Below are 14627 nucleotides of genomic sequence, written 5' to 3'. Positions count from 1 at the left end.
TTACGTTGGAACCATGCGGTTCCAACGATTATTCGGTATTAGCCCCGGTTTCCCGGGGTTATCCCGATCTCTCAGGTAGGTTACCCACGTGTTACTCACCCGTCCGCCGCTCGATCCACAACAATCACCCCGAAGGGATCATGTTGTTTCACGCGCTCGACTTGCATGTATTAGGCACGCCGCCAGCGTTCGTCCTGAGCCAAGATCAAACTCTCCATAAGAGTTCGCCTTTGCATCAAAATGATGTCTGGCTTTAAAAAATAAAAAGTAATTCATTGACGTAACATGTCGTTTCGTTCAGTTTTCAAGGATCAAATGTCATCAATCGACGGTAAATAAATTCTATCATGTCTATTAACAAAATGTCAATAAAATCTTTAGAATCTGTTAATACATTTGTCGAAATCTGTCGTATCGGCGACAGCAATAACTATATTACACCCTATATCTTTTATGGTCAATGGGGGTTTCAAAATTTTTATTTAAAATTTTACTTCCTTATTTATATTCAACTTATTTCATTAATAGGAAGAATAATTATAAAAGAAAAAGCTACCCTATTACATAATAAGGTAGCTTAGAAATTAACATGCTCTTGTATAATAAATGGATTTGAACTTTTTCTTACGCATCATTTTTGCAGCAATTCGAGCTCCACGTACATCATCGCTGACTAATACAATTTCTTTTGAACAGTCAAAGCGTTCCTTAAGCGCTCGTGGTAAGTAAGATAATGGAATGTTTTCTGCAGAAGGGAAAGGACTTCGATGAGCAGAAACATAGTCACGAACATCTATAACGCAATAGCGATCATCATTGATTGATTGCTGATCGATTTTCTTTAAATAGTTGTATGGTAAGACGTATTGATTTAAAACAAATGCTAAAAGTCCAATAGAAGCTAATATTACTAATAATTCCACGCCTATACCTCCTTTTTATTTAAAAGACAACTTCTCCATCCCAATCTAGCATTCCACCGGCCATATTGATTGTATTATACCCGTGTTGGTTCATAAATGATGCTGCGTTCATGCTTCTACCTCCTGAACGACAAACCATAATATATTCTTGATCTTGATCAAGATCATTAATTGCCTCAGGGATTTGTTGAAGTGGGATGTGTTTTGCAGTTGGAATCATTCCATTCGCAACTTCTTCGTCTTCTCTAACATCTATAATATTCAGCGATTCATTATTCTCTAATTTTTCTTGTAAATCTTTTGTTGTTATTTCTTTTACTTCGTCCATTAATAAGCCTCCTCATTTCGTGCACTGTCTCATTTTTAAATATTTTTCTCTTGAAGTCAAGAGGTACGCTTAAGGGTATGTTTCCCTATCAGATTACTATGCTTTAATGTTCATTTAAAAACTCCTGCCTTCACTCTTTAAAGTGGAGGCAGGAGTACTATACTTTTTAGTTAGCTACAATATTTACGAGCTTACCTGGAACAGCAATCACTTTTCGAACCGTTTTTCCTTCAATCCATTCTTGGATCGTTTCATTTTCTAGTGCTTGTTTTTCAAGGTCTTCCTTCGTTGCATCTTTAGCAACTTTCATTTTGGCTCTTACTTTACCCATTACCTGAAGTACGATTTCCACTTCATCATCTTCTAGTTTGGATTCATCGTAAGCTGGCCAAGCTTCATAGCTGATAGATCCTTCATAACCGAGCTTCGTACCCAGTTCCTCTGCAATATGAGGAGCTACTGGAGATAGCATTTTCACGAAACCTTCAGCAAATGCCTTTGGAATTTCATCAGCTTTATAAGCATCGTTAATGAATACCATCATTTGAGATATTCCTGTATTGAAGCGTAGCTCTTCAAAGTTCTCGGTTACTTTCTTAACTGTTTCATGGTAAGAACGTTCAAGCGTTGTGTCCTGACTGTCTGCAACCACTTTATCCGTAAGTTCTCCATTTTCATTGACGAATAGGCGCCACACACGATCTAGGAAACGCCTCGCTCCATCCAGGCCATTCGTAGACCAAGCAATGGATGCTTCTAGAGGGCCCATGAACATTTCATATAGACGAAGTGTATCTGCACCATGGGTTTCAACGATATCATCCGGGTTTACAACATTTCCTTTAGACTTACTCATTTTTTCTGAGTTTTCCCCAAGAATCATTCCTTGGTTAAATAGCTTTTGGAATGGTTCATTGGTTGGGACAACACCTGCATCGTATAGGACTTTGTGCCAGAAGCGCGCGTATAGAAGGTGAAGTACAGCATGTTCTGCGCCACCGATATACATATCAACTGGCAACCATTTCTTAAGCTTTTCTTCATCCGCAAGCTTTTCAGTATTATGCGGATCAATGTAGCGAAGGTAATACCAGCAACTACCTGCCCACTGTGGCATTGTGTTTGTCTCACGACGACCTTTCATCCCAGTTTCTGGATCTACGACATTCACCCACTCATCAATGTTGGCAAGAGGGGATTCTCCTGTACCAGATGGCTTGATTTCAGAAGTCTCCGGAAGCATAACTGGAAGATCTTCTTCTTTTACTGGAGTCATGCTACCATCTTCCCAATGAATCATTGGAATTGGTTCACCCCAATAACGTTGACGACTAAATAGCCAATCACGAAGGCGGTAAGTGGTTTTCTTTTCACCTTTTCCGTTTTCTTCAAGCCACTGAATTGCTTTTTCTATAGCTTCTTCCTTCTGAAGACCATTTAGAAAATCAGAATTGATATGGGGTCCGTCTTCTGTATAAGCTTCTTTTTCCACGTTCCCACCTTCAACAACCGGAATAATAGGAAGGTCGAATTTTTGAGCGAATTCATAGTCACGCTCATCATGAGCAGGTACAGCCATTATCGCACCAGAACCATAGCTCATTAGAACATAATCCGCAATCCAGATAGGAATTTGCTTCCCGTTAACTGGATTAATCGCATAAGCGCCTGAGAATACTCCTGTTTTATCTTTTGCTAGGTCTGTACGTTCTAGATCACTCTTAAGCTTCACTTGATTTAAGTACTCATCAACCGCTTCTTTTTGATCGGCAGTTACAATTTTTTCAACAAGTGGGTGCTCTGGAGCTAACACAGCATATGAGGCTCCAAAAAGAGTATCAGGGCGAGTTGTGAATACCGTGAATGTATCATCCAATCCATCGATATCAAAATGTACATCAGCCCCTTCAGAACGACCAATCCAATTACGCTGCATTTCTTTAATGCTATCTGGCCAGTCAATTTCATCAAGGTCATCAAGAAGACGATCTGCGTAAGCTGTTATGTTCAGCATCCATTGTTTCATCGGCTTACGTTCAACTGGATGCCCGCCACGTTCACTAACACCATCTACAACCTCTTCATTTGCAAGAACAGTACCTAATGCTGGGCACCAGTTTACAGGTACTTCATCAATGTAAGCTAGACCACGTTCATAAAGTTTCAGGAAGATCCATTGTGTCCATTTATAGTATTCAGGGTCTGTTGTGTTTACTTCACGGTCCCAATCGTAAGAAAACCCAAGCGACTGAATTTGACGACGGAAATTGTCCACGTTTTGTTTCGTAAATTCTTTAGGTGGGTTCCCTGTATCAAGGGCATATTGTTCGGCAGGTAAACCAAAAGCATCCCAGCCCATTGGGTGAAGAACTTCGTATCCCTGCATTCGCTTCATACGTGCAATAATATCTGTTGCTGTGTATCCTTCAGGGTGTCCAACGTGAAGACCTGCACCTGATGGGTAAGGAAACATGTCTAATACGTAATACTTTTCCTTATCTGATTGTGTATCTGTCTTAAACGTATGGTTTTCATACCAGTAATCTTGCCATTTCTTTTCGAACTGTTTGTGATCAAAAGACATAACCTTTTCCTCCTCTTATTTCATTCGCCTCATAAAACACGAGAGAATATAAAAAACCTCTCATCCCAAAAGAATTGGGACGAGAGGTTCTATTCTACCCGCGGTACCACCCAAGTTAGTGTGTACGTACACTCACTCTGTTCCTTAACGCGGAATGACGTCTCATCTTACTATCAGTTCAGACAAGCAACATCAAAGGCGAGTTCACAAAACTCCTTGGATAGCTTTCACCAACCGCTACCTCTCTTATGCAAGGCGTTTTATTACTACTCCTTTTCTTCGTCTTTTATTCGGCTCATAGTTTGTAATTCCTAATTTTAATGAAGCTCAACTGCTATGTCAAGCACCATATGCCTATTTTTAAACTGCAATATCACGCTTCGTAAACGTAATGTAGCTTAGTACATGAAATCCAATAAAGTAAATCGCTAGGATCGAAAGTGAAAAAGTGGGTGAGAGTCCCTTCATCATAATATTAGCTGTGATATATTGAGTGAAGTCTGTATGTGCAAACAAAAGATATTTTGCCCATTCATAACGACTCAATAAAAATACAACTTGGGAACCTGTAAACATTAGAAACATGGTAATGCCGATAGCTAGAGCATTTGAACGAAATACTGTAGAGATCATAAATGCAAGTGTTGTAAACAAGACAATTCCTACAAAGCTATACAAATACCATTGTAAATATCCCCAAAGAGGTGTACTTTCTATAATCCCATTGTCGGTTACATTTAATGCTACGGCACTTTCAACCGGAAATAAAACTGCTCCGATTACTACAGCAAATAAAAATAGTAACCCTAACATAAAAAAGCCGTACACAATCGTCGTTATATACTTACTATATAAGATCTTCCACCTAGATACAGGACGGATAGCAAGCAATTTAATCGTACCCGTTGAAAACTCTGTAGCCACAATTCCAGCTGCTGCAATTATAGAAAACAAGGTGATGAAGCTGATTAAATTTTGGGATTGTTCAACAAACCACCAAAAAGATCCTTTTTGAACTGGAGGCAAATCATTTTCAAGACGGTACTGACTAGTTTGTAATTGCTCCTCCAACCTTTCATATTGATAAGAGGATGGATCGACAGCTTGCTTTGTCTTACTATACTGAGCTACTTCCCGTTGCACGGTTTGTTCCCACGACTGTTGGGATGGATTTTTCATAGAATCCCATTTAAGAATGCCTCCCATAACGGCTACAGCAAAGAATAAAAGTCCAATCATGACAAGTGTGCTCTTCTTTCGAATGAGTTTCATCCATTCATTTTGAAATAACTTAAACCATTTAACCAACCTGCTCACCCCCAGTAACCTTTAAGAATTCATCCTCTAGCGTCGTCTTCCTAGATGCAATACCATATACCAGCAACCCTGACTCGACTAACTTTTTATTAACTTCCGGTATAAGGTCTTTTTCAGCATTGAATTGGACAGAACTTTCTTCAGCATTTACTTCTACGTCTGACACAATGTCTACAAGTATTTGTTTGGCTTTTTTAGGGCTATCTACATCAATGGACCATTGCATGTCAGTAACAGAATCAGAGATGTTACGTACATCAATCAACTCCCCTTGTTGGATAATACCAACGCGATCACACATAAGCTCAATTTCTGATAACAAGTGACTTGAAACAAAAATGCTCACCCCTTCTTCTCGGGCGATCTTTCTTAAATAATGACGGAACTCTCGTATGCCTGCTGGATCAAGGCCGTTCGTAGGTTCATCTAAAATTAAAAACTTCGGTCTGTGTAATAAAGCCTGAGCAAGACCTAGGCGCTGTCTCATCCCTAGTGAATACGTCTTTACTTTTTCATGAATCCGATTCTCAAGACCCACTTGTTTAATCACTTCATGGATACGTTCCTTCGTTACCGATTTGTGCATGCGAGAGAAATGAATCAAATTTTTATACCCTGATAAATAATTGTAGAGCTCAGGATTTTCAACAATGGCTCCTACTTCTCCAATCGCCTTTTCAAAATTGGCATGTAAATCAGTTCCATCTATTAAAACTTGTCCCTGGGACGGTTTCATAAGTCCTACCATCATACGAATAGTTGTGGTTTTCCCTGCACCATTTGGACCCAGAAAACCGAAAACTTCTCCAGGTAACAAGTCTAAATGAATATCACGAACAAGATGCTTCTTTTTAATGGTTTTGGTAAGACCTTTTAACTGTACAACAGGTTTATGCTCCATAACCTTCCCCACTTCCATAAATATCCTCTAACCATTCCACAACATCTCTTCCTTCTTCACGGATTCCGTCTACTGTATTGTGAGAGAGGATTTTCCCTTTTCGAATCGCAATGACCTCATCTAGAATAGGCTCTATCTCTCTAATTTCGTGCGTTGTAATGATTAGTGCTTGCTTTTCTAAATCTACAAATTTGATTAATCCTTTTACAATTGAGTTTCGTACCATTGGGTCTAATCCAGAAAAGGGTTCATCTAACAAAATATAAGGGGCATTTCTGGCCATAGTTAATGCCATCTTTAATCTACCACGATTTCCTTTTGATAGGTGCTTTACTTTTTGAGTTTTTTCAAGCTTCATAAATGCTAGAATTTCTTCAGCTTGCTCTCGATCAAAATCAGGAAATTGGGTCGAGGCAAAATTGAGAGATTCCCCTACTGTAAAAAAGGGAGGGACTTGATCCAATTCAGACATGTATGCCACAATTCGGCTAATTTGGCGATTCGTAGGCTCTTCATCAATAAGTACGGACCCTTTAGAAGGACGAACCAAACCTGCCATAAGCTTTAGACTTGTGGACTTTCCGCTTCCATTCTCACCAACAATTCCAGTTACCTTCCCTTTAGTAAAATCAATACTTACGTCATCCAAAGCTTTATGCCCCAAATATGATTTACTGACATGTTGTAAACGTATCATGAGTCTCCCTCCTTATTTTCTTTTAGCTCCTCTATCATTTCATCAATAGAAAAACCAAGGTCTTTCATCTGGCTAACAAAAGACTCTGTATGCTTCGTCTTCATTTCATTACGTAGTTGTTCCAAACGTTCTTCATCTTCCGTAACGAAAGTCCCTTGACCTCTGCGCGTTTCTGCTATCCCCATGACCTCGAGCTCCTTATACGTTCTTGACATTGTGTTCGGATTCACACCCGTTTCAATTGCATAATCACGCACTGAGGGTAATTTATCTCCTGGCTTTCGATCTCCTCTAACAATTTCACTGGAGAGGCGATCTAAAAGCTGTTGATAGATCGGTTTATCTCGTTGAAAGTCTATTGTCATGACGTTACACCTCTACTTTTCGATCTAGGATGTAACTAGCAAGAAAGTACATAAGTAGTGTTAAAAGGATATGGAACAAATAAGTCCCTGCATGAACGCCCATAGCCATGCTAGCTTCAGCCATTTGAATAGATTCTAATTTATTTTCAATGGTTGGCATTTCTACCCCCATATACCCCCACTTAGTTAAGAGTACGTAGAGGTTTGAACTTTGAAACCACCCTAATAATATTGGAAACAAAACAAACGAAACGAGTGTGATAAGCCAACTCCATCCACCCATAATTTTGTTCAGGAAGTGACGAAGTGACCATAAAAGGTATAAAAAGACTCCAAAATAAATAGCTGTTAACACACTGTGAAAATTCATCCACAATAACATTTTTCCTATATCGCTCATATAACCCTGTAGCTGTTGGATCTCACTTATAATCCAATAAATAAATCCACTTACAATCATCAATGAAAGTATCGAGAACAAAAGACCATTTAAAAACTTCACTAGCGTTAGTTGATGAATTGACTGAGGTGAATGAAGCCAAGCGTGCAACATTCTCCCTTCTCTCGCAAAACTGTATAACAAATATCCAGGCAAATAAAACATGTGTAGAATCATCAGGAAACCAGTTGGTATTAGAACAAATTCCAGCCCATCATCTGCAAGTCCCCAATAGCTTAATGCTATAACCAAAATACTTAGTGAAATGAGTATGAAGTGATAAACCTGAGTCATCTTCCACTCTTTATTCCATAGTCCATGGAACGCATTCATAAATGACACTCCTTATTGTTTTAGTGTACTAGGTACATAATACACTAGTTGGTAAAAGGCTGTCAATTGTTTTTAGGGAGGGTACGTTTTTAAAACGAAAACGTATACTAAAAAAGATTGAGCATTAGCCCAATCTTTTTTACTCATACTGATTTAAATCTTCGTGATCCAAAATCATGTCATTTAAGCATTGTGATACTTGCAAATGAAGTCGGTGTAATTCTTCTTTTTGCTGATGGTTGGCACTGTGCATCATTTTATCGATTTCTTTTTCCATATCTTCTAAGCTTAATTGTGCCTGTGTATAATCATCACCAGCTTTATACCCTATCTTCTTGGCTTCGTCTAATTCTTTCTTTGCGGATTCTAACTTTACATTGGCTTCGGAAACTAAATGCTCCATGGAATCTCTTGTAGCCATTTCATCACCTCTTTTGTAATTTGTGCTCTACAGCCTTTCCTATGCATGGAAAAGTTTCGAATCCGGTACTTTCATGCTACAATGCGTAATGAGTTATATTATAGAAAAGAAAATCTGATCACAGAAACGAGTGAGAAACATGCTACAACGAGTATTAGATTACTCTCATGAACTGTTAGAAGGCTCCGTCCTTTCAGGTGAAACCGTTGTTGACGGAACAGCTGGAAATGGTCACGATACTTTATTTTTAAGTAAGCTTGTTGGTCAAAACGGACGCGTTCTTTCTTTTGATATTCAAGAACAAGCCATTGAAAACACCAATGATTTATTGGTTCAAAATCACGTCGAAAATGTAACGCTTATACAAGATAGTCACGCTGATCTCCCTTGGTATATTCCAGAAGGTGTCGAAGAGATTGGTGGAGCAATTTTTAACCTTGGGTATTTACCGGGTAGTGATAAATCGATTGTTACAGAACCACAATCTACTGTCGATGCAGTGAAGCACTTACTGACAAGAATGAAGAAAAATGGCCTTATTGTGTTAGTGGTTTATCATGGACATGAAGGTGGAGCCGAAGAGCGAGATGAAGTTTTAAAATACGTTTCCAAATTAGATCAAAAACAATACCGAGTTCTTCGTTATGGATTCATTAATCAAGCCAATAACCCACCGTTTATTTTAGCTATTGAAAATAAATAAAACCCGGGAGCGTTACTACGCTATCCCGGGTTTTATTTTATGATAAAGCTTTGTATTCACATAAAAGAATGTGGCTTTTTTCCCGCTAACCTTAAGCAAATCACGAACCATCATCCGAGCGCCTTTAATGGTTTCGACTTTTTGGTCTGCCAAATACATCCCCACCAATCCTTTTCGAATCATTTGGTGAAAGGAAGCATGAGGCAGCTGATCTACATGTTTTGTTGTTTGATCTATAAAATAAACAAAACGCTCTTTCATGTGATCCTCATGATCATAGTACGTACAGAAGTTTAAGTCTCCTTCTTCTTTATCCTCTTCTTGGTCGATATAATAATCGAGCAAAATGTGTAAGCCTTGCATATAAGGGAAGTAACTATTGTAGACTTTGCGAGCAAGTTCCTTATTTAACTCCCCTCCAAATCCATAGGACACGAGACAAAAAATCCCTAAAGTAGAACCAGAACAGGCAGAAAATTCATACCAGGATAAATCTCCCCACTTTTCTTGGTGATCTCCAAACCACGTTTGAAGTCGAGGGATTCGCTCATCAAACGTAACATGCTTATGAACTTGTAAATCCCCATATATTGAAGAAAGTTCGAGTGTAAAAGGTGCAATCATTTCATATTGCGGCATCTTCTTGAGTGAATCTTGGCATGTTTGCACGAGAGAGGACAAATAACCCCCATCATCTTTTTCATCACGATAAGCATAGTAATCTTTAAGCTCATTTTCCGGAGTAAGAGCATCCAACATGGATTCGTGGAGTTGTCTAAAGTCCTCAGGGTCAAGAGACGTGCTCCGATCACACAGATTATCCAAGTAATCGGATATGGTCTGATAAGCTACGATAAACCGAATCGCTTCTCGCCAATTTTCATTTGCTAAAATGGCGTAGACCGATCCCCCTTCACAATGAAACGTTTTATCCTCAATGGAATCCAACGCTTGTTTACGAAGCTCCTCATTAGGAATTTTTTCAGCTCGATTTCTCCATTGGCCTAACTCTTTATGTACCTGAGGAAAAATCTTTCGATAAATCATCATCATTAATGGAAGTGCCTTTTTTGGTACAGAAGACAAACTTGTCCCCTCCTTATGTTAAGTGCTTCTCAACAAACCGAAGTGCGTATTGAAATACATCCTCTTTTTCGGGGTCATTAAAAATCTCATGATATAAGTTTTCCCATTCTTTATAGTTTTTTTCATGTATAGGGAGTTGATCATACCACTTTTTTGTACACGTTCTATCTACAATTTTATCATGACCCGATTGCATCACAAGGGTCGGTAAATTTGGATAAGCTTCTATCTGATCAAAAGCCTTGTCCATTCCTCTATCAAGTTCTCGAAACCATCTGACAGATACCTTCCTCAGAATTAACCGATCCTGTTGGTCTCGCTCTCGCATTGCTCCATCTCTTGTAACATGTTCAGGGTTTAAATTCCCGTTAAACTTCATTTTAGGCGTCACACGATCCAATACCTTGGAAACTTCCTGCATGATCCTAGGTGGCGGATTTTCCAAACCCAAACATGGCGAAGAAAGTACAACTCCTTTGATTGGAAGTTGTTTTTCTTCAAGCGTTCGAATCGTAATAAGACCACCCATACTATGTCCAACCAAAAAAATCGGCTTTCCAAAATGTTGAGCTTGATTGACCCATGTAGTGACTTCTTCTATATATTCATCAAACGAGTCGATATGTCCTTGAGGTCCGTCATGTTCCCCATGAGCTGGCAAATCTGCGTAGAGACAATTGTACCCTTCTTTTTGCCAGCGTTTCGCTAACCATTCATGTCGTGCTGAATGTTCAAATGCACCATGCACCAATACAATGGTTGCTTTCGCATCTTCGGCTAAACATTGTTTCATACAGTGTTCTCCTTCCCAAGCATCTAGTTCCATTTGTTATACTATTTATAACACCATACATGAATGGAGGATTCAAATGTTTTACCAATACAAAGGGAAAACCCCTAACATACATAAATCAGCTTATGTATCTGAGGATGTAGTTATTACGGGCGATGTCACGATTGAGGAAAATGTGAGCATTTGGTTTAAAACGGTTATAAGAGGCGATGTAGAAGCAACACATATTGGAAAAAATACAAATATCCAAGACCAAAGCATGCTACACCAAAGTCCAGGTCGCCCGCTTCATATCGGCGAAGGTGTAACAGTCGGACACCAAGTAATGCTTCATTCCTCGATCATACACGACAATGCCTTAATTGGTATGGGATCCATTGTCTTAGATGGAGCTGAAATAGGAGAAGGAGCGTTCATTGGTGCAGGGTCACTCGTACCACCAAATAAAAAAATTCCTGCAAATACGCTTGCATTAGGTCGACCTGCTAAAGTTGTGCGTGAATTAACCGATGAAGATATTAGCGAGATGAATCGCATTCGACGTGAGTACGTTGAAAAAGGTCAGTATTACAAATCCATTCAATCAAAGTAATTTTGTTTTCTGGAAAGTGAGTATTCAATCCACTAGCTTATGAAATGCAGGGGTGGAGAACCTAAGTTCAAGGAGGTGTCACACGCAGCATGCTTGCAACGCTAACCATTGGAGTCGTAACGTTAAGTATTCTTTTATTGATTGGGGCAAACGCCAAAAAAATACAAACTCAATACAGGCGGTTACTAAGGTGGTATATGGTCTTTTCCGTAGGATGCGCATTAGCACTAGCTATTATAACGGTACATCAACAACGTGACGTGTGGACATCAACCTTTTCTGAATGGTTTTCGAATACTCAGGAAAGGAAACATGTAGCCGCTTCAAGTATAGGCGCCATGGAGCTTGAACCGATTGTTCCATTAATCGAACAATATCACTTAAAAGAAAAAGTAACCTTAGATGCACCGGTTGTCAGACAATATCCTGAATTACCAAGAGGGTGCGAAGTAACATCTCTAACCATGCTTTTGCGTTATCACGATATAAAAAGCGACAAAATGACGCTAGCTGAACAAGTTCAAAAGGACCCCACACCTTTTAAAGCCAAAGGGGACAAGTTGTTTTTCGGCAATCCCCATAAAGGTTTTGTTGGCAATATGTATGATTTAAACCAACCAGGATACGGTGTCTATAATGAACCGATTGAAAAGCTGGCCAGAACCTATGCCAAAGACCGTGTAGTAAATTTTTCAGGAGAATCTTTCTATAAAATTTTGGAGCATTTAAATGAAAACCGCCCTGTTTGGGTGATTACAAATACAACTTATAAAAAGTTACCAGAGGAATTGTTTCAGACTTGGCAAACTCCAGATGGACCTAAAACCATCACTATGAAGGAACATTCCGTTTTAGTCACAGGGTATGACCGAGAATTCATTTACTTCAATGATCCTCTCGGAAAAAATAAAAAAGCACCCATATCGGACTTCAGAGAATCCTGGGTGCAGATGGGCAAGCAAGCCATTACAATTAAGTAATGGTAAGCTTGCTTATTGATTTGTCTTCTTCCACTAAATCTTCAAAAGGATACTTACGCTCGATGAAAATTTGGTGCCATTGCATAAACATAAGTACGGTCCAAATTTTTCGAGAATAATCTCCTTTTCCATTCACATGATCCTCTAATAATTGAGCCACCACTTGCTTCTCAATTAAATGATCTGTTTCACTTTCTCTTATGAGGGTTTTTGCCCAATCATAAAGTTCATTTTTCAACCAATGACGAATCGGTACTGGGAATCCTAGTTTCTTACGATCGAGCACATGATCTGGCACAATGCCACGTGCAGCTTTTCGTAAGATGGATTTCGTTGTGCCGTCAGCAATTTTCATATCCACAGGAATTTCACGTGCCACATTAAAGACTTCTTTATCTAAGAAAGGAACACGTAATTCAAGAGAATTCGCCATCGTCATTTTGTCAGCTTTTAATAAAATGTCGCCGCGTAACCACGTGTGAATGTCGATGTATTGCATCTGATTCACAGGGTGATTCGACTGAACTTGTTTATATAGTGGACTTGTTAAAGATTGATATGTCTTCTGATCATAATAATCTTTTAATAGCTTTTTCTTCTCATCTTCCTCATACATTTTCGCATTTCCAATATAACGCTCATGAAGAGGAGTTGTGCCACGTTCTAGGAAGCTCTTTCCTTTAACACCTTCTGGTAGCACTTCCGCAACGCGAGAAAGAAGTCCTTTAGCTGGTTTCGGTATAGAATCGAACACCTTCAAGGATTCTGGCTCTCGATAGATGTTGTATCCTCCAAATAATTCGTCAGCACCTTCACCTGATAACACTACCGTAACATGCTTACGTGCTTCACGTGCTACAAAGTATAGAGGTACACATGCAGGGTCCGCTAATGGGTCGTCCATATGCCACATGATTTTAGGTAGCTTCTGAACATATTCTTCAGGCGTGATCGTGTAAGATATATTTTCTACACCAAGTTTCTCAGCTGTTTCTTTTGCTACATCCACCTCAGAGAACCCTTCACGTTCAAAGCCTACTGAGAAGGTTTTGATATTTGGATTAAATTCGCGGGCCATTGCCACGATAATAGACGAATCAATTCCTCCAGATAGGAAAGAACCTACCGGCACATCACTACGCATATGAACGTTAACGGAATCATACATCACATCTTGAATTCGTTTGATCCACTGACTCTCTTCACCCTGAACCTGAGTGAATGTCGAATGCCAATAACGTGTAAATCGAATCTTTTCCTGAGGCTTTTTCACAAAATAGTGACCTGGCTCTACTTTGCTAATTCCATCTGTTAGCGTAAGTGGCTCAGGAACGTATTGGAAACTCAAGTAATGCTGAAGCGCTTCTGTATTCACAAGTTCATTTTCTTGAAGAAGCGTGATACTTTTCTTTTCTGAAGCAAAATACGTTTGATCGTTTTGTTCAGAGTAGAAAAGTGGCTTGATACCAAATGGGTCACGCGCACCGTAGAATGTTTGCTCTTGTTTATCCCAGATTAAGATGGCGAACATCCCTCTAAGGCGCGCAAAAGCTTGCTCTTTTTTGTGGCGGAACATCGCAATGATAACCTCAGTATCTGATTCAGTATCGAATTCATAGCCTTCTTTTATAAGCTCATCACGAAGTTCAACATAGTTATAAATCTCACCATTAAAGACCATCCAATAACGCTCATCCTCATAATTGAACGGCTGGTGGCCACTTTCTATATCAATAATACTTAAACGACGAAAACCAAACGATATGTATTCATCATGATAATACCCTTCATCATCTGGACCACGATGGGTAATAATATCATTTCTTCGCTTAAACTGTTGCTGTTCTTGTTCATCTAATTGAAATGGGTTATGTCGAATAACTCCAATAAAACCGCACATACACTGGTCCTCGCTTTCCTGTCACATTTAACTGTTTTAGTTTATCACAAAACCATACCCCAAATCGATAGGAAGAAAAACACAAAAGAGAGGGAGAGGGTGGAAAAGTTATGGTGGGGGCTTGTTTTGTGGAATGAAGTCTCCTTTTTTGGCGCGGGGTTCTCCTGCCTGGGCGTGGGATTCTCCTCCTCGAGCGTGGGATTCTCCTCTTCGAGCGTGGGATTCTCCTCTTCGCGCGTGGGATTCTCCTCCCCGGGCGTGGGAT

The 14627-nt window shown here is 39.4% G+C and carries 15 protein-coding genes, 1 rRNA gene, 1 pseudogene and 1 other annotated feature; of the genes and pseudogenes, 3 read left to right on the top strand and 14 right to left on the bottom strand.

All coding sequences use genetic code 11. The features are described from left to right. The 10 genes from H514_RS0121985 to H514_RS0121940 form a co-directional block, all read right to left on the bottom strand. Positions 1-221, bottom strand: a 16S ribosomal RNA gene (locus H514_RS0121985); the annotation flags it as partial. Between the two features lie 363 nt (positions 222-584). Continuing rightward, the gene (locus H514_RS0121980) at positions 585-923 is read right to left on the bottom strand and encodes a rhodanese-like domain-containing protein (RefSeq protein ID WP_231566645.1); all 339 of its coding nucleotides are present in this window, start codon (positions 921-923) and stop codon (positions 585-587) included. Positions 924-942: 19 nt separating this feature from the next. Further along, entirely contained in the window at positions 943-1251 is a 309-nt protein-coding gene (locus H514_RS0121975; RefSeq protein ID WP_027448908.1) for a rhodanese-like domain-containing protein, read from the bottom strand. A 166-nt stretch (positions 1252-1417) separates the two neighbouring features. Then, positions 1418-3835: a leucine--tRNA ligase gene (leuS, locus tag H514_RS0121970; RefSeq protein ID WP_027448907.1), complete on the bottom strand. Its 2418-nt coding sequence runs from the start codon at positions 3833-3835 to the stop codon at positions 1418-1420. 72 nt (positions 3836-3907) lie between these two features. Next, positions 3908-4124 (bottom strand) — a binding site (T-box leader). Between the two features lie 71 nt (positions 4125-4195). Then, entirely contained in the window at positions 4196-5143 is a 948-nt protein-coding gene (locus H514_RS0121965) for an ABC transporter permease (RefSeq protein ID WP_051255284.1), read from the bottom strand. Continuing rightward, complete coding sequence (locus H514_RS0121960) at positions 5136-6053, bottom strand: ABC transporter ATP-binding protein (protein ID WP_027448905.1); 918 nt, start codon at positions 6051-6053, stop codon at positions 5136-5138. The genes H514_RS0121965 and H514_RS0121960 overlap by 8 nt, the downstream gene beginning before the upstream one ends. Continuing rightward, entirely contained in the window at positions 6043-6750 is a 708-nt protein-coding gene (locus tag H514_RS0121955) for an ABC transporter ATP-binding protein (protein WP_027448904.1), read from the bottom strand. The genes H514_RS0121960 and H514_RS0121955 overlap by 11 nt, the downstream gene beginning before the upstream one ends. Next, positions 6747-7115 carry a GntR family transcriptional regulator gene (locus H514_RS0121950; protein WP_027448903.1) on the bottom strand — a complete coding sequence of 123 codons (369 nt, stop codon included), beginning with the start codon at positions 7113-7115 and terminating at the stop codon, positions 6747-6749. The genes H514_RS0121955 and H514_RS0121950 overlap by 4 nt, the downstream gene beginning before the upstream one ends. A gap of 4 nt (positions 7116-7119) precedes the next feature. Next, positions 7120-7887 (bottom strand): hypothetical protein, encoded by a 768-nt coding sequence (locus H514_RS0121945; RefSeq protein WP_027448902.1) that lies wholly within the window; start codon positions 7885-7887, stop codon positions 7120-7122. Positions 7888-8026: 139 nt separating this feature from the next. After that, the gene (locus H514_RS0121940) at positions 8027-8308 is read right to left on the bottom strand and encodes a DUF2524 family protein (protein WP_027448901.1); all 282 of its coding nucleotides are present in this window, start codon (positions 8306-8308) and stop codon (positions 8027-8029) included. Positions 8309-8447: 139 nt separating this feature from the next. Here H514_RS0121940 and H514_RS0121935 point away from each other — a divergent pair, with 139 nt between their 5' ends. Next, the gene (locus H514_RS0121935; RefSeq protein ID WP_027448900.1) at positions 8448-9011 is read left to right on the top strand and encodes a class I SAM-dependent methyltransferase; all 564 of its coding nucleotides are present in this window, start codon (positions 8448-8450) and stop codon (positions 9009-9011) included. Between the two features lie 15 nt (positions 9012-9026). On the opposite strand, the gene H514_RS0121930 is transcribed toward H514_RS0121935, so the two are convergent. Both H514_RS0121930 and H514_RS0121925 read right to left on the bottom strand, forming a co-directional pair. Further along, positions 9027-10064 carry a tetraprenyl-beta-curcumene synthase family protein gene (locus H514_RS0121930; protein ID WP_036843397.1) on the bottom strand — a complete coding sequence of 346 codons (1038 nt, stop codon included), beginning with the start codon at positions 10062-10064 and terminating at the stop codon, positions 9027-9029. Between the two features lie 46 nt (positions 10065-10110). Continuing rightward, the gene (locus H514_RS0121925) at positions 10111-10890 is read right to left on the bottom strand and encodes an alpha/beta hydrolase (protein WP_027448898.1); all 780 of its coding nucleotides are present in this window, start codon (positions 10888-10890) and stop codon (positions 10111-10113) included. A 76-nt stretch (positions 10891-10966) separates the two neighbouring features. Between H514_RS0121925 and H514_RS0121920 the strand changes: the two genes are divergently transcribed. Together H514_RS0121920 and H514_RS23755 are read left to right on the top strand one after the other, a co-directional pair. Then, positions 10967-11482: a gamma carbonic anhydrase gene (locus H514_RS0121920; RefSeq protein WP_027448897.1), complete on the top strand. Its 516-nt coding sequence runs from the start codon at positions 10967-10969 to the stop codon at positions 11480-11482. A gap of 89 nt (positions 11483-11571) precedes the next feature. Then, the gene (locus H514_RS23755; protein WP_027448896.1) at positions 11572-12462 is read left to right on the top strand and encodes a C39 family peptidase; all 891 of its coding nucleotides are present in this window, start codon (positions 11572-11574) and stop codon (positions 12460-12462) included. Here H514_RS23755 and asnB read toward each other — a convergent pair. Beyond that, entirely contained in the window at positions 12455-14362 is a 1908-nt protein-coding gene (asnB, locus tag H514_RS0121910; protein ID WP_027448895.1) for an asparagine synthase (glutamine-hydrolyzing), read from the bottom strand. The two genes, H514_RS23755 and asnB, sit on opposite strands and share 8 nt — an antisense overlap. A 44-nt stretch (positions 14363-14406) precedes the next feature. Continuing rightward, positions 14407-14627, bottom strand: a pseudogene (locus H514_RS25110) (hypothetical protein); the annotation flags it as partial.

It is taken from the genome of Pontibacillus marinus BH030004 = DSM 16465 (genome assembly GCF_000425225.1).
Classification (GTDB): Bacteria; Bacillota; Bacilli; order Bacillales; family BH030062; genus Pontibacillus; species Pontibacillus marinus.
Note: the sequence above shows the minus strand (reverse complement) of the source record. Positions and strands in the feature narration are given on the sequence as shown.